At 33.8% G+C, this 23,536-nt stretch carries 19 protein-coding genes; 9 read left to right on the top strand and 10 right to left on the bottom strand.

Going from position 1 to position 23,536, the window contains the following annotated elements:
* Positions 1–22 precede the first annotated feature (22 nt).
* On the bottom strand, positions 23–289 hold the full coding sequence (locus tag H6622_13430) for a transposase (protein MCB9062518.1): 267 nt from the start codon (positions 287–289) through the stop codon (positions 23–25).
* A 135-nt stretch (positions 290–424) separates the two neighbouring features.
* Here H6622_13430 and H6622_13425 point away from each other — a divergent pair, with 135 nt between their 5' ends.
* Complete coding sequence (locus H6622_13425; GenBank protein MCB9062517.1) at positions 425–628, top strand: hypothetical protein; 204 nt, start codon at positions 425–427, stop codon at positions 626–628.
* A gap of 1 nt (position 629) precedes the next feature.
* Here H6622_13425 and H6622_13420 read toward each other — a convergent pair whose 3' ends face one another.
* The 5 genes from H6622_13420 to H6622_13400 form a co-directional block, all read right to left on the bottom strand.
* Complete coding sequence (locus tag H6622_13420; GenBank protein ID MCB9062516.1) at positions 630–2,684, bottom strand: HAMP domain-containing histidine kinase; 2,055 nt, start codon at positions 2,682–2,684, stop codon at positions 630–632.
* Positions 2,685–2,716: 32 nt separating this feature from the next.
* Positions 2,717–4,219: a hypothetical protein gene (locus tag H6622_13415; protein MCB9062515.1), complete on the bottom strand. Its 1,503-nt coding sequence runs from the start codon at positions 4,217–4,219 to the stop codon at positions 2,717–2,719.
* The gene (locus tag H6622_13410) at positions 4,212–5,360 is read right to left on the bottom strand and encodes an MFS transporter (GenBank protein MCB9062514.1); all 1,149 of its coding nucleotides are present in this window, start codon (positions 5,358–5,360) and stop codon (positions 4,212–4,214) included. The genes H6622_13415 and H6622_13410 overlap by 8 nt, the downstream gene beginning before the upstream one ends.
* An 87-nt stretch (positions 5,361–5,447) precedes the next feature.
* Positions 5,448–6,248: a hypothetical protein gene (locus H6622_13405; GenBank protein ID MCB9062513.1), complete on the bottom strand. Its 801-nt coding sequence runs from the start codon at positions 6,246–6,248 to the stop codon at positions 5,448–5,450.
* 199 nt (positions 6,249–6,447) lie between these two features.
* A complete protein-coding gene (locus tag H6622_13400) occupies positions 6,448–9,141 on the bottom strand; it encodes a hypothetical protein (protein MCB9062512.1) in 2,694 nt (897 codons plus the stop codon).
* Between the two features lie 312 nt (positions 9,142–9,453).
* On the opposite strand from H6622_13400, the gene H6622_13395 reads away from it, so the two are divergent.
* The 3 genes from H6622_13395 (at position 9,454) to H6622_13385 (ending at position 11,773) form a co-directional block, all read left to right on the top strand.
* Entirely contained in the window at positions 9,454–9,981 is a 528-nt protein-coding gene (locus tag H6622_13395) for a hypothetical protein (protein MCB9062511.1), read from the top strand.
* A gap of 275 nt (positions 9,982–10,256) precedes the next feature.
* A complete protein-coding gene (locus H6622_13390) occupies positions 10,257–11,252 on the top strand; it encodes a LysM peptidoglycan-binding domain-containing protein (GenBank protein MCB9062510.1) in 996 nt (331 codons plus the stop codon).
* Positions 11,249–11,773: a hypothetical protein gene (locus tag H6622_13385; protein MCB9062509.1), complete on the top strand. Its 525-nt coding sequence runs from the start codon at positions 11,249–11,251 to the stop codon at positions 11,771–11,773. The genes H6622_13390 and H6622_13385 overlap by 4 nt, the downstream gene beginning before the upstream one ends.
* A 4-nt stretch (positions 11,774–11,777) precedes the next feature.
* On the opposite strand, the gene H6622_13380 is transcribed toward H6622_13385, so the two are convergent.
* The 3 genes from H6622_13380 to H6622_13370 all read right to left on the bottom strand — a co-directional run bounded on the left by H6622_13380 (position 11,778) and on the right by H6622_13370 (position 17,333).
* On the bottom strand, positions 11,778–15,134 hold the full coding sequence (locus tag H6622_13380) for a hypothetical protein (GenBank protein ID MCB9062508.1): 3,357 nt from the start codon (positions 15,132–15,134) through the stop codon (positions 11,778–11,780).
* A gap of 100 nt (positions 15,135–15,234) precedes the next feature.
* On the bottom strand, positions 15,235–16,752 hold the full coding sequence (locus tag H6622_13375) for a fibronectin type III domain-containing protein (protein ID MCB9062507.1): 1,518 nt from the start codon (positions 16,750–16,752) through the stop codon (positions 15,235–15,237).
* A gap of 29 nt (positions 16,753–16,781) precedes the next feature.
* Positions 16,782–17,333: a hypothetical protein gene (locus H6622_13370; protein MCB9062506.1), complete on the bottom strand. Its 552-nt coding sequence runs from the start codon at positions 17,331–17,333 to the stop codon at positions 16,782–16,784.
* Positions 17,334–17,469: 136 nt separating this feature from the next.
* Here H6622_13370 and H6622_13365 point away from each other — a divergent pair, with 136 nt between their 5' ends.
* The 5 genes from H6622_13365 to H6622_13345 all read left to right on the top strand — a co-directional run bounded on the left by H6622_13365 (position 17,470) and on the right by H6622_13345 (position 22,142).
* Positions 17,470–18,024: a hypothetical protein gene (locus H6622_13365; protein MCB9062505.1), complete on the top strand. Its 555-nt coding sequence runs from the start codon at positions 17,470–17,472 to the stop codon at positions 18,022–18,024.
* A 1-nt stretch (position 18,025) separates the two neighbouring features.
* Positions 18,026–18,259, top strand: coding sequence for a hypothetical protein (locus tag H6622_13360; GenBank protein ID MCB9062504.1), 234 nt, complete (start codon positions 18,026–18,028; stop codon positions 18,257–18,259).
* A gap of 64 nt (positions 18,260–18,323) precedes the next feature.
* The gene (locus H6622_13355; protein MCB9062503.1) at positions 18,324–18,857 is read left to right on the top strand and encodes a nucleoside 2-deoxyribosyltransferase; all 534 of its coding nucleotides are present in this window, start codon (positions 18,324–18,326) and stop codon (positions 18,855–18,857) included.
* Positions 18,844–20,010 (top strand): DUF2779 domain-containing protein, encoded by a 1,167-nt coding sequence (locus tag H6622_13350; protein MCB9062502.1) that lies wholly within the window; start codon positions 18,844–18,846, stop codon positions 20,008–20,010. The genes H6622_13355 and H6622_13350 overlap by 14 nt, the downstream gene beginning before the upstream one ends.
* Positions 19,995–22,142: a hypothetical protein gene (locus H6622_13345; GenBank protein MCB9062501.1), complete on the top strand. Its 2,148-nt coding sequence runs from the start codon at positions 19,995–19,997 to the stop codon at positions 22,140–22,142. The genes H6622_13350 and H6622_13345 overlap by 16 nt, the downstream gene beginning before the upstream one ends.
* A 90-nt stretch (positions 22,143–22,232) precedes the next feature.
* On the opposite strand, the gene H6622_13340 is transcribed toward H6622_13345, so the two are convergent.
* A complete protein-coding gene (locus tag H6622_13340; protein ID MCB9062500.1) occupies positions 22,233–23,315 on the bottom strand; it encodes an IS481 family transposase in 1,083 nt (360 codons plus the stop codon).
* Between the last annotated feature and the right edge of the window lie 221 nt (positions 23,316–23,536).

Raw genomic sequence — 23,536 nt, 5'->3', positions numbered from 1 at the left:
GCATTTTTCTTTTGTTTGGGCCTTAAAAGTTTCCCTTTGTAACTTCCTTGAGCATTTGGTTATCTAAACTTAAATCAGCAACGAGTCGTTTTAAACGTCGATTCTCCTCTTCAAGACTTCTTAGTTTTTTAGCATCAGATACCTGCATCCCGTGATATTTTTTCTTCCACTTATGAACTGTTTGCTCGGCCATTCCATATTTGCGTCCAAGTTCTTTTGCTGGAATTCCAGATTCATATTCCTTTAAAATTTTGAAAATCACTTCTTCTGAAAATTTTTTTCCTTTCATTTTATTGTCTCCTTGTTTTATTTTTAACACAGTGAGACTCATCCTGAGAATGGACTAAATTTTGGGTTTATGGTCACAGTATCTAAATTAAGATATTGTAGAATAATAAATTGACCTCAAGTCAATATGTGGATTATGTACCGTTTACTCATTATTGAGTCTCCGGTAAAAGTTTTTTTAACAATTATCGACACTCAGGAAGTGTTGCCTGTTGCTAAAAAAAGAGAGTTTTCACAAGATTACAAATGTTTAATTAGTTTCACAGACGAAAATAAGCTTAAGGCGTTAAGAAGATTTGTAAATATCGCAAAACAGCAAACAATGAAGGCGAAAAAATAAATTACCAGGGAGACCCTTTTCCTTGAATTTTGATTTGTTTAGGTAGATCAGAAAAGCGCTCCTTTTCATATCCAGTTGCAATGGATACTTTTTCATATCCACAAGTAACTAAGTCTCTAGCTATATCTTCACCTTTTACACCATCTCCGAGACAAGAATCAATGTAAATAGGTGAGTCTTTGGATATATTAGGTAGCTCGTTATAAAAATCATCTTCATTTGAAAAACACTTAAATTCGATCCCCTGTTCCTTTGCTCTTGTTTTCCACACCAACCTAACGAGTGGGTCATCATCAATTAGGATTGATAAATTTCTAATCTTAGAGTCTTCTTCTATAATGATAGGGATATATGGGATCATACTCTTATCTACGAGACCGATACCACTTTTCTCACATGTTTTTTGAATTTCTGAGTTTTCGTAATGGCTGGTGCACAGAATACTTTCTTTTGTTATTCCTAATTCAAGAATGGTTTCAAGCCCATTAGTGCTTTCTTTTTTAAATTCTTGATCAAAAATATAGATATATCCACTCTCATCGTTTTCGACTTTCCACTTTTTAAATGACTCCAGCGTAAAGAAAGACTTTATTTCTCTTTTAAATCTTGATTCCCATGCTTTATGGACTGAAGGATCGTCTTCTATTAGGACAATTTTGGAATCTCTTTTAAGACTAATTTGACTAACAAAGGACTCTGGTGGAACAATTTTTGGTATTCTGATAGTTATAGTGGTTCCCTTGCCAATTTCGCTTATTACATTAATTTTACCGCCAAAAGACTCTACTAAACTTTTTGCGTGAAAAAGACCTAGTCCATTGCCGTTTTCCTTGCCAATAGATTCACCTTGAATAAAAATTTTGTCTAGATATTCATTCGGTATTCCCTTGCCAGTATCACTTATTTCGATATTAACATCATTTTTATTCGAGCTTAGACTTGCGGTAATTTCATTTAATTTGCTGTACGTTGCTTCGACTGAATTGTTAATAAGATTAGAGATAATCCTGTAGAATTCTTTTTTACTAAATTCGCTAAATGCTTCGTAGCCGCCGTTGAGCATTTTAAACTCAATTCTGACATTGTCATTCTTAGAATGCTCAAGGCGTTTTTCAGATACAATGAGGTTTAAAAGTTTAACAATTGAAACTTTCTTATTTTCCCTTTGTTCAAAGTGTATATCTTTATTCTTGCTTAAGAGGTCATTTGCTAGGTCATGAATTCTGTTGATAGCAGAGTTGAATATTGCTCTTTCATATTTTGTATCATCTGGGATTGATTTTGCAGCAATATCAAGCGCTGCAAGGGGGGATCTGATGTCATGTGTGATCTGTTTAATAATTGACAGCTGCGACTCTTGTTTTACTAGTTCAATGTTGCTTTTATATAGGCCGTATATTTTTAAAGCTATTTCTTTTATGGAAGAATCTCTATCTACAACCTCCAGATTAGAATATTTAACTAGACTATCAAAGTCATCGTTTATAACTCCAGTTAATACGCCATCAATGTTTTTTAGTCGAACCCTTATTTTGTTTATTGTATATAGGAAAACAATTAAAATTGTAAAAGTTAAAACAAAAATCGCGATTGCAAATTTTAATTTTACTGCTGAAATAATTTTGACTAAGTTATTTTTATTGAAAACAATATATAACATTGCCGCTAAATCATTCCCTTGTTCTGAATAGTAGTAAGATATTTTTAAATAAATATTTTTCAAATCAGCATAAAAACTCAGATTTTTATTAATCGTTTTATATTTGTGGTTGATTATTTCTTTTTTATTGACAATGTCTTTTGCTTCCATGTCAATTTCGCCTGATCTTTCAATAAAAAAACCTTCAAAAGATGAATTATCTCTTTCGTTGCACAATGTATTTATTATTAGATCATAAACATAGTTATCGTTATCAACAAGTATCTTTGATCTGGTAGTGCCATGGATATAGATAGCCTTGTCTAGAACACTTTGAATGTAATTATCTCTTATTTGGTCTGTGATATAAATATATGATGAATAAAATATTCCTAGTAGTAATGAAAATAAAAACAAAAAACTGACAATGTATAACCTTACCAATGAATTCACAAATCTTCGCTTTCTGTGTTGAAATTGATTATCTTAAAAGATAAATGTCTCTCTAGTTGATTGCTTATTTTTAAAGGGTCGCGATAATAGTACATAACCCTAGACGAATAAATTGGTATTAAGCTAGCATTTTCCTGTATATTTGAATTAATTTGTTTTAATAAATTTGTTTTATCCTCTATGGAAGTAGTGTGTGATAGCTCTTTATATTTTTCACTTATTCCAGATATATTTAGGTCGAAATATTTCGGGTCCTCTAAGAAGTATAAGTATATCCCGAACTCTTGATTAAAGATTGGTAGACCTATTGACGTTACAACAATATCGTAATCGCTTTGCATGATTTTTCCAACGAGGTCTTTTTTATAGAGATATTCTATTTTAATGTTCGGACTTATTTTGTCACGAATGACTGATTTGATAGTATCTGTGTCAACTCCTTTTTCCAGCAAAACTTTCATCTTTGAAATTATTTCCACTTCTTTTTTAGAGAGATTTGAATCATTATTTTCAATTTCCATGTAACCAGGGCTTCCTTTTGGAAAAAAGCTGTTGGACCATTTATAGTTTTTCTCGGGATACATTTTCATATTTTTATATGAAAATCTGTTTCTTATTTTTTTTCTTATAGATTTATTTTTAAAAAAATTGTTTTTATTATTTAGAAGAATAAATCCCACCCTATGATATGGGAATCTTAGCATTTTCCAACTAGTGGTTGTACTTATGCTGGGAAAAAGTGGATCATTAAATGGTTCAAGAATTGGGATAATGTTTGTTTTTCCTAATTTGAAATAGTTTAAAGCATCTATGAAATTACTATGTTTTGTAAATACAATTTGCTGTATCTTGCTTTTGGAATATTCCCGATAGTACTTATTTGCTTTTAAAATAATACTCGAATCATCCATTTTTTCTATATAGTACGCACCAGATGACGCGAACACTTTTTTTAAACGATTTGTTTTTGTATCAACGTCGGCTTCTCTTACTATTCCTGTACACATTGGTAATAGTAAAAAAGACCATATATTTTCAAATTGGTTTTTTAAAGTAATTTGGAACACTTTTTTATTGATTAGATTTAATCCTTTAATTGGTTCTGTTAGACTTGTAATATTATCAGCTCCAAGCACAGACTGTTTAAAAGGATTTGTTTGATTTTGGCTTACGAGGTATCTCTTTATGGAAAATATTGCATCTTTAGAAGTTATCTCTTCTCCGTTACTAAAATAAATATTCTCCTTTAAATAGAATTTATACTCTTTCCGGTCTTTCGAGATACTCCACTTTTTTAATAAGCTCCCATTTGTTCCATAATGCCCCTTATTAAAGACCATTGTATCGAATACTTGTATCATTATATACCAATCTTCCAATGATCTCCATTTTAAACTGTCTATTCTGTTAGGAATTGATGACATGCTCCATCGGGCGATTGATTCAGCTTTTGCAGCAATAGAACACATTATTATGATTGATAGAAATATCCTATACATACACATTCTTTTTAAAAAGAGTAATAACTAGCATTACAACTGATGCAAATATGCAGACAGTTACTCTTGTATCAATTGGAGATATTACAATGCCGATAAACATAAAAAACCTTATCAATGATGTTAGGTATGATATATATAAATTTCTATTCTCGAAATCTAGTCTCATCATTGCTAAAGTGTTAAACTTGGCAGTGCCAGAAGTTATAATAACTCCAGTTAGAAAACATAGAACGTAGAAAACAAAAATATTTCTAGTTATTGATAGGGTTGCAATTGACCCACATAGGATAATTAAATACATTTTTAAAGATTCAAATATTGCTGACAGTCTTGTATGTTCTAAAAATTTAGGGGCTAACCAACTGCCTACAGCTAAAACTGAAAAGGAATAACCTACGTGGTCTTTTGAAAGATTTAACGATTGTTGTATATTTGAAACTATAAAAGAGTTAGAAAAACCACTAAGAATGCATGTAAAGACAATGGCAAACGTCATTGACAACAATACTTTGTCATCTAGCAAGTTTACAAAATCGGATATCCTGGTTTTAGGCGAATCATTTTTTATTTTTGATGTTTTATCTTCATATTCCACCGACATCAAGCAAAACATAGATATAATGTATGTAATTGAATCAAAAATAAAAATATATTTGTACGACATCCATTTTAAAAGCAGTCCTCCAAGTGCTGTTCCTATAGCAAGGCCAACACTTTCATTTAAAGAAATTTTCATATTAAAATTTTGTATATCGTTGCTATGAACTACGTCGGGTATGATAGACCAAAATGCATTTCTGGCTATTGTTGATATGGAAATAACCAGGAATATAATAAAAATAATCGGAGGTATTGTGTGTTCTTTATGACTTAAAAATGGGATATAGGATATTACTAAAAATGACCTTATGATATCAGATACTATAAGTATTTTTTTCTTATTGAAACTATTTAATATTCTGGCAGAAAATGGAGACACAACTACGAATGTAAGTGTGTATAGGGATAGTGCAACTATTGTTCCTGTACTTATTCCAAAAAAATCCTGGCAATACAAGATTATAGACACAAACGTGAGTCTCTCTCCAAGAACAGATAAGAAGTGCCCCCATCTGAGGGCACAAGTAGGCTTTAGCATATTGGAACTATGCTTCCAGGTACGCTTGTCGCTTCAACGGCGATTGATTCAAATTCTGTCATGATTATTACTCCTTGTTCATCTACGTTATTGTAGATAGCCTCTAATTAGATTATGATATGCATTTTTATCATTTTGGTCTTTGCTAAATATTGTTGGACAGCGAGACGATATGTAACACAAAAAACCCTCGTTTGTACTCATCAATTCATAGTCATGTTCTTTTGGCAGGTGTATTCTATTTTTATAGCTGCAAATAGCTCGCTCTTTTAAGATTTGGATAGTACTAATGTTAGAATCATGATTATTAAATAATTTGAATGACAATCTTCTTATCGCTTCGTTAATAGATTTACCGTTTTCTGTACCAGAACAAAATCCGTTACCAATAAAACATTTATTCTTATAATTTGCGCTTGCTTCATGAATGATTAGAACATTTCCATCTATGAAGATTTTATATTCAGTAAGATCGATATTTTTACTCCAGGAGAAACTCAATTTAGTTTTGTTTATTTCTAATATTTTGAAAGGATTAATTCCAAACAAAAGAGAATACAGACATTGTCTTTCTGTAAATTCTTTATGAAAAGAATCAATAGCTTTTTTTTTGATTGGGTGAAATGCTGATGCAAAAAAACCGTGATCTTTAGGTCGTATAAATAGTGATCTTTCGAGAAGTTCTGAGCATGCTTTGCTTGCTGCATCTTTTTTTTGTAAGTCTGTACCAATCCCTATGAAACAATCATTATTTTTAGATGAAATTATTTGATAGCAATGAATTCGATTGTCGAAAATAATTTTAGAAAAATCATTAACCTCAATTTTAAAATCTTTGTTTTTAAAATATGAAATTATATCATCTGGATAATTTGCTTTACTTTTCATTATTTGTAAATTTTCATTTTTATCATTGTAAATCAAGTTAAATATTATTGTGCGCAATTAATTATTTTTTAAATATAAGTAATAAATTTAATTTATATCACATTTTACGTACTTAATATGGTTTAATTTAATGTAAAATTGTTTACATGAACTTAGACTGGCTAAATTTTTAATTGTTTATTAGAGATGTGGCAAGATCCTATTTGAAATCTAAGAGTATTTTTATTTCTGGTTTTGGTTTCATAATCCTAGAGTAGGCATTTTCACTTTCTATATAGAACCCTTCTTTATTTTTATTTTTCATAAATTCGGCAGGAGTCAAACGTTCGTCAGTAAGAAAGAAGTGATACTTCTCGGTTACATTATCTAGACCATACTTGACGACTGCTTTGATGATACGGTCGCTTTTTTCTAGTAATTTTTCATTAAAAGTTACGTTATTTTTCTTTGTAATGTCGTCATAATACGCATAGGTTTTAAAGTAGTACTCCAGTTCTCCAGGTCTAAATTCCATTTCTTCGCTCTCATTTTCACCTTTAGATGCAGATTTGCCGTCCTTATTACCAGTGTTTTTCTCTTGTTCTGGTTTACCAACAAGTCTACTTTTAGAATCTTCTTTCTTTTCATCAATAGAAGCTATTTCTCTTTTTGGGGATTTGCTAGGTTCTTCCTTTGATTCTGTGCTTTCTTTTTTATCCTGCTCTGGAGCATAACCACTATATTCAGGATTATAACCAGCTGATCCACTTCCAGAGCTTCCGCCTGAGCTAAATCCTCCTCCAGAACCAGTGTTATAAGATCTTCGAGGTCTTGGTGTATATCCACCATTAGATGGTGAACTGATTGCGGTCTGTCCGCGTCCATTAGTTTTCACCCTTGGTTTAATAGCAATTTCTTTAGGTTGGGGATCTCTTTCTGGTGAATAATCTTCTTCTGGTTCCTTTGGGACAATCTCATCTTCTACTTTAGTTTGTTCATGTGAAACTATTTTTTCTAGCTCTTTCTTTTTATTTTCAATTTTTTCTAATTCTTTTTCTAGTCTTTGAATGTCAGGGTCGTTTTTATAGGCAGCAATTCTCTCTTCTTTAGTAGCGTGTTCACCTAAAGAAGTATTTATTTCTTTTTGTTTAGCAATTATGGAATCTTGCAATCTTTGTTTTTGGATTTTTGATTTGAATGATTCTGTTGCAGCTTTCATGTATCCAGAGTTTTTTGAAGGCATCGCTACTTTTTTACGTACGCTAAACATTTCTTGAAAATTCATTTTTTTTGAAACAGAATTGGATATCTCTTTTGCCATTTCTAAAGCTTTTTCATCGCTAACCTTTACGCCATATGAGTTTGCTGCAAATCTAATGTCTGAAGCAACTGTTGCTAGTCTTTCATCATCGTCTTTTATGTTAGAATAATCCCTAAAGGCACTTGGGTCTTGTTTTTCACCATTGGGCAGGTCCCATCCGTTTTTAACGACATCTTTTAAGGTTGATTCAATTTTTGTTTTTTCACCATCTGTGGTATACATCGTCATAGTTGTCTTTTCATCTGGGTTAAATTCAGCTCTTTCCGCTTGAAGTTGCGAGTGTTTAAAGTTCATGTCCTGCATATCTTCATCAGTAACTTTAATATGGGCGGCATCTCTTGCTAGATCGTTACATTTCGAAACAGAGTCAAGGGTACACGTTTTCTTTACATCAAGCATTTTTATTGCTGTATCTAAATACGTTTTAAGTTTATGTTCTTCTAAAATCATTTCTTCAGTTTTTTGGGTGTTTGACTTAAGCTCATTGGCTTCTTGTTTTAATCTCTCTTCTGCACATTTTACTTGATCTTCCATATCGTCAAACGCGACCTCATCTCCTGTAATACTGTTTCTGCGACTTTGAAGGGCATTAATGTAAAATGCTATATTCAATTCATTGCTAGATGTGTTATATTTTTCGATCACTAAGTCTTTATCTTCGTTTTGAAACTTGATTGCATTAATTGGTTGTATTTGGATTTCAGGTTCTGATTCTGACGAATATGCCTTTTGGGGGAAAATAAGATTAAGCATAAAAGCGCTGGTTTTTTTAAGTTTTAAAGCATCTTCTAAGCGACGTTTTCTTTGAATGTAGTCCCTTCTTGTAAATATACATCGGTCTTTTTTAAATAATTTCGCTTTGTGAATTGAAGGATTTTTAATTTCAGCGAGAACAACAGCCTCTGGAGGAGTTTGTTGCTCTCCACATCTCTTATTTGGAGGTTTTGTCCCGTTATAAGCAGCATTTTCAAACAGTTCAACATAAACAGCTAGGTTCATAAAGGAATCAGGTGAAAGATATTCATCATTTGGCATAAAATCCCATAACGAGAAGTATATTTCTTCAATTGGTCGTTTAGAATCAAGTACGTAATCATACAAGCTTCCTTCCTTTATTAAAAACCTTAGAAATTCTCTAAAATTATCACGAGTAAAGAGTTCATCTGTTTCGAATAACCGCTTATGGAGTACGATTTCTGTCCCATCTTCTCGGACAGCAATATAAACAGCTCTCTTTTTTCCATCTTCTAAAATTTGCGCACCATATTTGAATTTTACTGTTGGGGAGCCTTTTTCTGCTAAAAAGTCCCTTAGTTCGCTCATGTCGTTTGATTTTGCAACTGGAGTTTTTATTGGACCTCTTTGCCTTTTTCCGCGTTTGTTAAATTCACAATTATAAGGTGTGTGTCCTGCACCACATTTTCCAATATTCAAATTTCTTGCGTATCCAGAATTTTTAATGTGTTTACTCATGAGGTTATGATCTTGAGCAAACTGCAAAGCTTTAAGTTTTAGATTGTTAAAAAAATCGGCGTGAGCACTATTTTGCAAGCTAAATGATAAAAGCAGTAACGTAAGTGTTTTGATGACCATAAAATCTCGTTGATCATATTATTATGGTTTTAAACTTATTAAAATTATTAGATATTTTTGAAATTTTACAGCAAGTTTTATAGATATTATGGTCTTATACATTTTCTTAAAACGTGATTAATTTGGGTTGGATGCCAATTTAAATTGCCTCTTTTAAATATTAGCAATGATGAATGTTTTAAGTTTACGCGTGTTTAAACTTTGGGCAGCAAAATTATAGTCAATTGAGTTTTCTGCGTCTATTTATAATGGCTTATGTATTTGGCATTTTGATTGCAAATAATTACCTCAAATATTATAAAGGAAAAAATTATGAAAAATCTTCTTGTTGTATTTACCTTGATAGCATCTTTGAACATTTTAAAAGCTCAAGAAAGTGAAAATAATTGCGACTTTTTAAAAGAACAAATTAAAAAATCAAAAGGTATAATTTCCGATGGGTTGGCAGCAATCAATATAGCGCTAGATTATACCAGGAATGACCATGAACGGATATCACTTGAACTTATAAGAACTAATATAACCATAATTGAATTCATTGTAGCATATTATGATCTTGAAGTAAGCAGTCTTGAGGAGTTTCATGATATTATAAAAGAGCAGCCGATTTCTTGTATGAAAGGTCAGAATAAGGAAGATGCTGATAAGATCATTTATTATTTCAATTATGTTACTGAAAAACTTAATATGATGAAGGAACGAGTTATAAAGTTTGATAAAGAGAGAGAACAACAAAAAAGAGATGGCTTAAGTCAGGTGGATTTTGAAAGATCGCCTGGAAAGAAAATCGAAGAAAATGAAGAAAACCATGAATCTCAGTCAGGTGTTATTATAGGTTAATATATTGGTGGTCAGTTTTTGCCACTCTAGGAACTGATGGATTAGTTAAAATCCTGGCTGCATAAGATAGTGTGAAATTAAAAATCTAAGCAATATTCAGTTCATTGAAATATCCTTAGACTAAATAAAAATAGCAATAAGATCGTTATTAAGTTCAGATAACCAACTGATAGTTGATCCTTTACAAATTTCAAGTATGAAAAATTCGCAATATTCTCTCGATTAAATACTTAAATATGATATTAACCTTAAAAATATTCTAACTGGAGTGAAAAATGATCGAAGTGAGACCAAGTATTTTTTATAAAATTTATGAGGTTCAGCCTGGAGATACCTTGTCTCAAATTATCACAGATCACTTTTCGTATGATGACTTGCCTCATAGTCCGAATCTTAATTGGTCTGAAATAAATTATCTCATTGGTATTGTACTTCATAATAATCCTCACATAAAAGATCCTAATAGAATACAACCCTGGCAAATGATAGATCTTGCTACATATAAGAAAAAACACTCTGAAATTTATACCAGTGCTCATCACGCATTAATGAAGAATATATTTAGACATATACCAATAGGAATGTCCCATATTATAAGCAGAAATCAGGGGGGTATAGATTGGTTTGCGCTCTTTATTTCTGGATTGGTATCAGGAACAGATGGCGTAGCAAAAGTATATATCAAAGCAATGGAAAGGTTTGCTGATTTTGTAAACCAAGGCGGTTATACATTTAAAGGTTCTAGCAATAATCTAGCAGCAATGCTTCAGGACGTTTGGGATAAGGGTCCAATTAAGAAAGAAATAAATGCGATGAATGACCTTCTTATCGCTCAAATCAAGGGACTAAATTATAAAGGGTATATTAATCCTTTGAAAAAACACCTAGTTTTTCCTAATACATTTGCACCCAGAAAAGCTGTAAGATATGCTGAAAATGCCGTAAAGCATCTTGGGAAAGCTAGGAAGGTGGCATTTGGTACGAGTTATGTAATTGAGCCGGTACTAGGTGCTTTTAGAGTTTATAGAGCAAAAGATGGTGAGAAGGTTAAAGTTGCTTTTGAGCAGACAGGTGGAGTTATTTTGGGAGCATCTTTTGCAGCTGCAGCGGCATATGGAGTATGTTCACTTGTTCTTTTTTATCCATCCGGCGGGTCAAGCTTGTTTGGTTGTACGTTTGTAGTATCTTTTGCTGCTGGCGCTATCGGAAGTTATAAAGGATCAGAGATTGGAGGCAAAATTTACGATGGACTGGATGGGGTTCTATATTGAACATAGAAAATATAACTCTTAATATTTTTGGGTTAATAGCGATATATTTTGTTTTAGCTGTACCATTACTTACATGGTTTTATTTGGATAAGAAATACGTAAGAATTAAGAATAAAATTATCTACAATACCTATGGCAATATGTACGCTAGGTTCAAAGTTATTCATAGGTTTTTCGGGTATATCACTATTTTTGTTTTTAACGATCAATCTAATTATAAAAATAGAAATAGACTTTCACACTACCTAGAGCCTCAGGTCAAAATTAAAGATATCGTCAAGATTGGAACTTGGGAGAAAGTGATTGGATATTTCAATATATTTATAATTTTTATATTTATTACTGATACCTGCATATCCTATTTTTTATCAAAAGGTTGGCCTATAAATTATCTCTACGGTATTGAAAGAAGTCCCACAACATTGCAAATGTATCATCTTACCGGTCTTGCCGTTACCTTAATTGGTGCGACTATATACTATTCATATAAATTTATAAAAAAGAGAAGAGAAAGGAAGTAAATTTCTAAGGTCTGTACACACATCTGAAACCAACATCTGCGGCAGTATATGTTGATAACGAATTTGTTGATAGTCCGTAAATACCGGATTTATCTCCCCAGGAATAAGTTCCACCTCTAAAAGCTCCGCCGCCTGACCCGCCTTGCCACTGTCCCATAGACTGAGAGTGTGTATACGACCCATTTGGAGAAACGTCATTAGATGAAAAAGAACCATCTAGGGTTAATACATCTTTCCAGGAGTTTGTAGCATCAATTGGGGCGTTATCGTATCCGGCACTATTTTTATCCCAATCAACTTTTTCAAGAACATTTCCTCCGAAATCCCAAATGACAGCACCATTTGACAGATAGTGTATTCTTTTCTGCTCCCATCCGCTTCCAGCGCTTTCTCCAGCGTTGTTTCCAGTGCCGTTATATGGATCTGAAACTGTTGATATAGCTAGAGCTGAAGATGGCGAGTTATCAGTGTGACCTCTAGCTATATGACCACTTCCTACACTTCCTCCAGACCAGTTTGCTGGAACTGATTCGATATCTCTAGCTATAGTCATCCATTCTTGGTTAGAAATTAATGTGAAAGTTCCTGTAAAACCAACTTCAGTCACACTTTCGCATGCACTTTGAGCACTTGGTGAATCTATTGATACCCATGGTGTATTATTTGGAACAGATATGGGTGTTCCAGAGAGGTTTTTTGCCTCAAATTTCATAACGCAAAAATTATCTGTGCCAAAAGTAGCACTTCCATTAACCGATATGTATCCAGTTGGGCAAGGAATAGTGCCAACACTAACAGAGTCCGAGCTTTTTATTATATACCAATTTGCACCATCTGTTATAAGTTCGATGAAAGAATTTTTTGAATTCATACTTATAACACTCTTATCATCTATTGTTTCTGATGAATTAGGTAGTATGCTAAAAGGAGTTGAAGATGCACTTTTGATTAGCACTTTAAATCCAGTTTCACTTGATGGATCAGGAAGTGTAATATTTGCACCAGAGGTAACAATGATTGTTGAGTTAATATCACCTGTTAATACAGTGTAGTTTGAACTTACGAGCTTAACGTTATTTTTAATCTTTGTATTGCTTATAGCTCTATCTGCAACTTTTGATTCTACGACTGCTAAATCTTTTAATTGTAGATTGTTGCTACTCAATTCAATAGTGTTATTGTCTACGTTGTCAGTTCCAAGCTTGTTGTTAAATGTATTCCAATCTGTACTTGATAAATAACCATTATTAGATGAATCAGATTTTTTAACTTCAATTGTTACGCCGCTTCCAATAACAGAAGAGCTTCCGCCTGTAATTGTTAAAACCGATGATGTTGATTCTGTAATATCCCCTTTTGTAATTGAATCCTCTTTCCCAAGTAGTGCAGTAAAATTAGATGCAATATCAGAGTTATTTGCGTTTATTTGCCCTTGAGTTTTACTTAGGGCATTTAAAACACTATCAGTGCTGGTTATACTAGAGTCTGCACCAACGGAAAAACCAGATAATAAAGTTGATAATGTTTGGTTTGGAATATTTGTAAGAAGTGACCCGTCAATAGCAGGAAGTCTTGCTGAGCTATCTAGTTTAACTATTTGATTTGCACCCGTTCCAGTGTCAACACTTAATGTTGCACTTCCAGATGATGCTCCACCAGTAAGTCCAGATCCGGCAACAACATCAGTTATATCTCCAGATGCACTCATTGTTGTCCAGCTTAAAACTCCCAATCCGTCAGTAGTTAGAATCTGTCCATTAGATCCTGCTGTTTCTGGCAGCGTTAAAGTTATACTGCTAGCTACACTATCTGGAGATTTTAGTGCGATGTACGCAGAATTATCCAAATCATTAAATCTGAGTTCTTTTGTTGATTCTAATGAAATATTTCCAGATACTGAATCACCGGCTTTATTAATAGGGGTAAATCCAAGATTATTTTGTTTCAATGATAATGCATCAAAAACGTCATTACTACTAGGGACCTTATTTAACTCTCCATCTGTAATTGAGCCAATTTCAATAATATCGTTAATTACTTGTGAAGCGTGGTAATATTTGTTACTTAATCCTTCAGTAACATTGTCCGTATCCAATGTTTGCCATGTTTTATCACCTCTGAAATATTGCATAGATGTTCCGGCAGTAAAAGCATCTTCCTTAAGAGCTATTGTTGAAGTGTTTGATGCAATAGAGCTTGTATTGGTAGAAATACTGCTTGAATTTGATGACACAGTTGCAGTAATTGCACTAACTTGAGAATCGAGCGTGCTTATGTCTACACCATCAACTGTTCCCCCTGTAATAATATTATTTGACCCCATGTCAATATTGCCACTTAGAGTTCCTCCTGAAATATCTAGTTTTGATGCTAAGCTAGAGCTTAGTCCTGAAATTTTAGATTGTGATATTGCGGCACTTGCAGATATATCTGCGTTAACTATTTCTCCATCTCCAATGTCTGACGATGTAACGCTTCCTGCTCCGGCTGTATTGTCAGAACCTACAATCCACTTGGTTCCATTAAATTTAAGCACCGATCCGTTGCTCGCTCCAGTGGTGTCAACATCCGTGATATCATTTATAGACGAAGTTGTTTTGTTAATCTGCGACCATGTGTAGTCATTTGGAAGAGGTAAAACTGCCCCACTTCTTCCATTAAAGCTTTGTACGCTTGAGGCATTATCAATTTTCTCCCACTGAGCAAGAACGTCATTCCAAACTGCCCAATCTCCAACGTTCCAATTGTTTGTACCGTAGCCACCTAGAAGATCATATGAGCCAGATGTATTGACTATGTAGTATTCACCTGAATTTCCTCCGCCATCAAGGTCCGGGGTGTTTGTTGATGCGTTCCAGTTTCCAGCGTAAGTCAATCCTCCCAAATCGCTTGGAACCCAGGTTGTACCATTGTACTTAAGAATCTGGCCAACACTAGCCCCCATGTCTGACAACTTTGCTGCAGTTATAGATCCATCTGTTACATCCATTGTTATTTGAAAAGTTGCTGAAGCATAGGCGTTAGATATTATTAAATTAAGAATACTTCCAGCGATAAAGCTTATAGTATTTCTAGCATTTGCAATAATCTGGTTGTCATTTTTTGTTTCTATGTCAAATTCTTCATTAATCCCTGATCCTTGAATTTTCACGTTGGTAACAGAGGTTAGGTTATTTCCTATAATAACGAGTTGGTTGTTTGTTATATTTGTAGACAATACCGACGAATTATTTAGAGGATTAATTTCTGATGGTATTTCTGTCTTGTCTTGGTCTTTGTTCTTTTTCTTTACATTTGTACCTAGCTTAAAGCAACTGGTTACTGATAATAAAACAATGATTAAAAAAGCAATTCTTTTCATTTTTTACTCCTATATTAAATAATAGGGGTTTTATATAAATTATCTCTGCAGTTGTTGTGTTCACGTGCCTATTGGTAAGCCAGTGTTAACGAAATACTTTTTAAGGCCTATAGACGCATCTAAAGCCGCCATATGTATCGTTTGTGGCAGAACTTGAAGAAGCAGCGTACATATAAAAAAGACCTGTTGTGAGTGAGTCGTAACCAGTAAGATTTGATTTGAATCCTCCTCTTTGGACGTAATAGTTTCCACTTCCTCCGATTGATAAAACGCCTACTCCATTATCAGCTTGATTGTAATTTCCATTTTCTGTATTGAAATACTTATTATCTAGAGATGCATGACTAACAAATGAAATGTCTACATTTGATAACGACGATAAACTATAGACACCAGCTAATGTTCCACCTTTAATCCAGTCAACCCATTCTCTTTTTCCGCCTGCAATATCCCAAATTTCTTGCCCATTGCTTAAAACAAAAATTCTCTTATCAGTACCACTGCCGATTTCTCCACAGGCGCTATCAGATTTAACCATACCCTTTTTTAAGCACCCAACTCCAACTGTTCCGCTGACCCAATTAATATCTTGCTGTTCAATATTTCTAGCAATCGCCATAAATTCAGCGTTTGACAAAAGGTCGTATTTCGCGCCAAGTGATGTACATTTGCTTTTTGCAGTACTTGCAGACATAGATGATGGTGGAGTAGCGCTAGCTACCGAAACAGCATTTCCAGACCCGTCATAACTTGCTTCGTACTTCATTACACAAAAATTAGAAGTGATATCTACAGATGGGTATGCTGGAACGTCAATATATCCTTCAGGGCACTGTGGAAGAACAATCTCATAACTGGCAAAAGCTGATGAGCACACCGATTCATTACCTTCTGAATTTGTAGCAGTAGCATACAAAGAATAAGCACCTTCTTCCAGATTAGATGATGTAATTTGGACTGTACCAGAGCTTGCAGTTTCACTGCCTACGTTTTGCGTACACGAGCTATCCGTGTAAAGCTTAATTATATCTCCGCTTTTTATCCCTGATATCTCAATTGTTGGGTTTAATACAGTACTTGGATAAGTTGATGGATTTGAAAGTGAAACAGAGGTTGGTGCATTTGGCGCAATATTTGTCGTTACATTTTTATTTACCGTATTTGTGTCAAAATTACCCTCACTATCCATGACCCTAACTCTATAAGTATAGGTCTGACCAGGAATAAGTCCAGTGACAGTATAAGTTGTTGAAGCAGAGGAAACCGTTGTTAAAAATGAGACACTGCCTCCAGTAACGTCAAAGATATTATAGAGAGCTGCTCCAGAGTACGAACTCCAAGTTAAAGTTGCAGTTTGGTCATCAAATGTTACGATATTATTGAGTCCATTGAAAGTTAAAGAACCAACACTGCCTCCTGTATTACCTCCAGTATTTCCACCTGTATCTGAGTCAGCAGGAGAGGCAAAAGGGTCATCTATTACCGTTGGAGCACTCCCACTGTTGCAAGATTGTATTATTACAAGTAGCAGTGAAATTAATAACGCTTCAAAAGCTATAAAAACCTTATTATGGTTCATGGCAATAGTTTTAGTGTGTTTTTCATTGTATCTCTTCATATTTATATAATAGAGGTTTGAAAGCGATTCTAAAAATCGACACCGATTGAGATACCAAAAGAGTTTGAGTCTCCAGCGTACCCGCCAAAAGAGAAGTAGCTGTTGTCTGGAGAATACATATAAATAAATCGACCCTCTGTTTGATATTTTTTATTTAAGATTATTTTCCTATTAACAGAGTCAACACTCATTTCAGAATCAGTTTTTGACATTCCGTAGATAATTTGGAATCTGTGATTTTTTTTAAGCTTTTTTGGCACTGTATTAGTGACAGGATTAATTATTTTATTAACAGATAAATCAGAATTCTTAATAAGAATGATTTCCTGTCCTGGAAAAATCTCATGTATATTTGATATATGATTAATGTATGCGATTCTTCCGACTTCTGCTACTAACTCATATCCAGTGAGTCCGCTGTATCTTCTTACGATTTGTTCTAATTTTTCGTGTTCTTTTGCAATATATCTACTTCTAGAATACTCAAAGGCAAAGCAATTTACGAATGTTAAAAACAAAGCAACAGTCTTCATATCTAAAGAATAGAGTTTAAAAAACGAAGTGCCGCGAAATACGGGCATTTTATGGCAATAAGAATAAGGAATTAGAGAATTAATGCATATTTAATTAATATATAACATGCTGATATTGTTAATATATCATAATTAATAAATAATATACGTAGATTAATAATGATATAAATGATATGCTGTGTCTATGAAAGAATTAAAGCCTTTTTGCATATTAACTTTATCAACAACTGGGCTCAGTGAATACGACAGGGTAACAAGTGTTTATATGATAAAGTTTGACGGTAAGGTTGATTGCCCACTTGATGCCGAAAAATTAGAGATACTTATTGATTTTGATGAGTCTAGGGTGAGTTGGGCAAAAGGTGCAAAAGAATTTAATGAAAAAATAATTAAGCTAAAAAGTGACGGTGTTGAGTTTTTATCTAAAAAAGACGCTTTATCACTTATCAACGAATCACTAAGCAATTGGTCAGAGGATGGTTTTATTCAACTAGCTGGCAACAACGTTGGTTCTTTTAGTGCTCCTTTTTTAGAAAGATTTCTTGATGGAAAGTTAAACATTAAGAAAAGATATATAGATGTTGGCAATTTGTATTTCGAAAGCTTTGGGTACGTGCCAACGTTAAATGAGATATTGGAATTAGAAGGAATGGAAAATCCACAAATAAAAAGTGCTGAAGATAGTGCTTTTTTAATATTTGATGTTCTTTATAAAAGGTTAGTTTTAAAAGGAAATTAGTATGAGTCTTGTTAGTGAGAAAATTAGGAAAATATGTGAAAAACTTGAAAAAAGTGGATTTGGAGCAGTAAGAAGAATTGGTTCTCAAATTATACTTGCAACGACAAAAGAATTCGAAGATGTCCTAAGCGCTGTTGAAAGTGGAGATTGTGTTGCTATCCCTGAAGGAAAGAGCATAGATAAAGAAAAAGATTTCTACGTCATTAGGGAGTATCAGGGTGTTGATGATATTTAAATATTTTTACAATTTCCCCATTTTCAAAGTTTTAACCTCTATTTTTAATACAGATGGAGGTTTTATGGATTCTTGTTTGTTTAAAAAAGAAATCGATTTTTACAAAGCAAAAGCGTATCTTGCAGGACCAGATGTTTTTAGAGCGGATGCTATTGAGTATGGTAACAAGTTAAAAAATATATGTATCCAAAATGGAATAAAAGGTTTGTATCCACTTGATAATGAAATTAATTTAAAAAGAAATGTTAATCACAGGGATATTTTTTTAAGTAATATAAAAATGATTACTGAGTGTGATTTTGTTATAGCAAACATATCTCCGTTCAGAGGCTATTCAGTTGATGCTACCACTGCTTATGAAGTAGGGGTTGCATTTGCTATGGGCAAGCCTGTTTTTGCTTATAGTAGCGATAGAACAAGTCTTGTTAATAGAGTTAAAAGAAGTCCTTATCTTATTGATAGTGATTACCCGGTAATTGAAAGTTTTAATCTAATTGATAGCCTTATGTTAGTTAATTCGATCGAGTCGATTTCTAGTAGTTTTGAGGAGGCGTTATTTCGAGCAATGAATACAGGAGCAATATATGGCGAAGATTAAGCATTTATCAAAAACTCAGCTTCAGGCAGGACAAAAATGTCCAAAGCTTCTTTATTTTAAGAAGTTTCATTATAATGATTTGCCTTCTCCTGATTTGGAGTCACAAGAAAGATTTGACCAAGGAAATACAGTTGGTGAGTTAGCTGTTAGATATTTTTCTCAAATTTGTGATAGCAGGTACGGCAAAGATAAACATATTTATATTGATAAAAAGCCTTGGGAAAAAGATGACGCCATTATTGAGACAGAAGAAGCTATCGAGAATGGCTATAGAATGATATTTGAAGGAGCAAGTGAATCTGATAAAGATGGTGTCTGGGCAAAAAATGATATAGTTGAAATTCTTGATGATGGTTCGATTAATCTCTACGAGGTTAAAGCAACAAAATCGACTCCTGGCGCTTATCATTTTAACGATGCCAGTATTCAGTACAATGCTTTTAATGGAGCTGGATACAAAATAAATAAGATATTTCTTGTAACGGTTAATCCTGATTTTATCAGAGATACTACATTTAATTTCCACGAATATTTTATTATTACAGATGTAACTAAAAAGGTTGTTAAAATTGCAAAAGACTCATGTGATGAAGTCCCAAGTCTTTTAGAGATGATTAATAGTGGAAAAATTCCAGAAATTGAAATTGGGTCTCATTGCTTAAAGGGTTTTACTTGTGATGCTTATAGTATTTGTTGGGGTGATAAATCCGGGTATGGAGTATCGAAATTATTAAGTCGCCAGTGGAGGCTTAGAAATAAGTTTATAGATCAGGGGAAAATACTTATTGAAGACCTAACGGCTGAAGATGCCAAAGAGTTTGATCCTGTTATTAAAATAGACTATGACGTATACAAAACAAAAGAGCCTCAAATTAATAAAAATGGATTAAAGGTATTTTTAAATCAATTAAGATACCCGGTCTATTATCTTGATTATGAAACAATTAACTCTATTATTCCACCGTTTGTTGGAACAATACCGGGTGAACAGATACCATTTCAGTTTTCTTTGCATATTCAAAGAAGTGATGATTTTAACAAATTAGAGCATTTCGAATTTTTACACTGTTTAAAGAACTTGGAAATGGTTCGGAATTATCAGATGTCCTTGGACCAAAAAAACTTTTTACAATCGCCGTGTTTTGGGCGCTAGCTCGAGTTTTTACTGGTGAAGGCGGTATAGGTGATTTTAATTTTTGTAAAGCCGCTAATCCGGATAATAAGACCAATGTAGCGCTAGAGTCTTCTGGCTCAATTTGTGGTTCTAAGAACCTTGGTTCAAATATCACGCAAAATATTGCTTTTGGAGCATATTCGATTGGAATGTCGATTTCTAATTTTTTAACAAGTAGGCTTGATTTGTCATCAAAATTAGATGACGGTAGCGAGTTTTATAAAAAGTGCGCCGCAGATAAAAATAATGATCCTGTACAATGTATGATAAAATCAGCTTCGGCAAAAACTCCAATGATTAAAACTCTAGCAACATATATACAAAAGTCTTGTGGTAATAGCGCAGTAAAAAACGCTCAAGGAGGATCGGATGAATGTATTAACTATTGGGATAAAAAAATAATACTCTTTAACACTGGAAGAATTGCCACTGAGGCAGAAATAATAACTGCTTACAATGATTTTATATATAAATATGGAATTGATGATGATTCCACACAGAGAAAGGACCCTGATTCTATTGAGGGTCTTTTTCAAGGAGATGATTTTGGAAAAGCTGCTGAAACAATTAGCGAGACTGGTAGCCCAATTGGCGCAATAAAAGATAGTCTTTTAGTTTTATCAAGTGGTGACTATTCTCTTATATTTTTAAATATGGTTTACTCATTATCGGATTTATTTTTTAAGCTAGCAATGACTCTTGTTGTGTATGCTCAGTATATTGTTTCTATATTCGGAATACTTGTATTTCCGCTTGTTGCTTGTTTTCTTCCTTATGATAAAGCAAGAGATAATATTTTTAAAAGTCTTAAAACTTTTGTAACTCTAGGGATGCTGCCGTTTACTATTCATATAGTTAAATTTATGTCAGCAGCGTCTATTTCTTCAATTGCCACAAATACTCAATTGGGGAGTGCTGCTGAGATTTTCCAAAATGGAATCCAATCAACTTCAGCAGGGACAACCGTTGTTTTTATTTGTCTTCAAGTTTTATCAATTTATCTTGTTATCAAATCACCAACAATAACAAAGGGACTTGTTGATTTTAATGTTGGAGTTTTAGTTGATGTAGCTGAAGGCGCAGGAAAAGCTATTGGTGGAACGATTGCTGGACTTACTGGTGGAGCAGCACTGATGGGGGCTGGCGCACTCATGGGTGCAGGTGGAAAGATTATGGGTGGCGCTAAAAACGCATTCAACTCCGGCAAAAGTAATTTTGGAAGTGGTGGATCTAATTTTAGTGGAGGTGACGCAAGTCCAATCGAAAAAGTAAGACCTAATATTAGTCCAAATAAATTTAGCTCAAACCCAACAGACTCAAATCAGGAGAGTTCTTACTCTAGATCAACTGGCAACGATCCAATAAATAGACCTTCTCAGCCAAGTTCAAGCGCTTCAAACCTGTCTGCAAGTGAGCGAAGAGAAATGCAAAGAGAAACTGACAATATAAGAGAAGCAATAAGACTCCAGGGGTTAAAAGATCAAGGCAAGATAACTAATGAGGAAGCAAAAGCTCAAATGGATAAATTCAAAGAAGCAAATGGTTCAAACAATCCAAGTGGTAGCGATTCGGCAATAGTAAATCTTCTTTCTCAGATATTAACAGCATTAAACGGGGGAACACTGGCAAGTGGTGTAGCTAGTGTAGGAAACGCCTCTTCAATGCTTGATGAAAAAACTAGAATCAAAGATAAGGACCTTTCTTCCGCACTTGCTGGCAGCGGACCTAAGAAAGACCTTGCTAAGCAGATTATACAGGCGAGAAAAGAAGGGGATACTGAGCATGAGCAAATTCTCACTGAGGCGTTCAAAAAAGCCCCTAAAAACGAAAAAGGCGGTGAGCCTCATGGAATCGCTAAGGCAATCGGAGGGATTGTTTCTGCTTCTACTAGCGCCATAATGGGCAATACTGATGATGTATTCAAAGTGATTGGCGAGTTTAAGAATTTGGCTGGTCATGTCTCATATGGAATGGCAAAGGCGTCATTTTCAGGCGTCTCAAAAGCTGCAATTATCGGCAATGATGCTCGCAAGAATTATATGGAAAACAGAAGGAACAAACAAAGCGAACAAAGAAATGAGGGAAAAAACAATACTTCTAAGTTGTATTGACTGCTATCAGATCTAACACTCGGGCATTTTTGATCATTTTACTTTTAACTGTAAGATTTTATCAAAGTGTCCGTTCTTACTTATTTCCTTTTATATTATAACTGCTTTTTCATCAAGCCCCCTTTGCAAATATGATGATAAATTTTTATCATTCCATTTTTTTATCCCTTCATTAAATGTTTCCATTGGAGTTCTTCCATTGCACATCTTACCCTGATGAGTTCTACTATTATTAAATTTATAAATAAATTCATCTAAGTCTGCTTGAAGCTGTTCAAGGGAATTATAAATTTTCTTCCTGAAGGCCACTTGGTAAAACTCATCTAATATCGTCCTATGAAAACGTTCACATATTCCATTAGTTTGTGGGTGTCTTGCTTTGGTTTTTGTGTGATCAATATCTTTTATGGCCAGATAGAGTTGATACTCATGCTCTTCTGCGCGTCCACAAAACTCTGTTCCTCGGTCAGTTAACATTCTTAGTATTGGGACATTTTTTTCATCAAAAAATGGAATTACTTTATCATTTAAAATATCTGCAGCACAAATTGCTGTCTTCATCTGATAAAGTTTTGCAAAAGAGACTTTCGAATATGTGTCCACAACCGTTTGTTGATATATTCTTCCAACTCCTTTAATGGTTCCGACATAAAAAGTGTCTTGAGAAACTAAATATCCAGGGTGATGAGTCTCAATTTCCCCATGTGCCTCCTTTTCAGTTTCTTTTTTCTCTAATGCTTTAAGCTGTGCCTCTGTTAAAACTTTTCCCTCCTTAGCGACGATTTTTTCAACGTTTTCAAGACGTTTTTTAAAAGTTTCCAAATTGTTTCTAATCCAAATTCCCCTCACTCCGGCACCTGAGATCGAAAGTCCCTTCGATTTTAGTTCATTAGATGCTCTCGTCTGTCCATACGCAGGTTCATCAAATGCTATTTGAATAACTGCTTTTTCTATCTCTGGTGCTGTACGATTTTTGAAATTCGGTGAATTTCTTGGTTTATCTAAAAGACCTTCAAGTCCACCCGTGGTTTTGGCCTCTTGGTAACGATAAAAGGTATCACGGGAAACTCCCATGATTTTGCACGCCTTACTGATATTATTTAATTCCGCAGCAAGGTTTAAAAGTCCTAGTTTGTTTTGTACTAATTTTGTTGTAACATTGACTGAAGTCATTGAGATCTCCTTTGTTTAATTTTGTTTGTGATAAAATCAAATTATAAAAGTTGATCTCAATGCTTTCAAATGTAAGGATATTTCCTACTTGATTTGTCGGAATGTCAGATATGATGCTTACTTATACACTTCAATGTATTTTTTGTTTTCTTTTAACTGTTGATCTTTCTGAAGAATCAATTCTTTTAATATATTAATATCATTTGGTAGCGACTGAACAT

The sequence above is a fragment of the Halobacteriovoraceae bacterium genome (genome assembly GCA_020635115.1).
Taxonomy (GTDB): domain Bacteria; phylum Bdellovibrionota; class Bacteriovoracia; order Bacteriovoracales; family Bacteriovoracaceae; genus JACKAK01.
The sequence above is the reverse complement of the archived record's forward strand: the minus strand, read 5'-3'. Positions and strand labels throughout refer to the sequence as shown.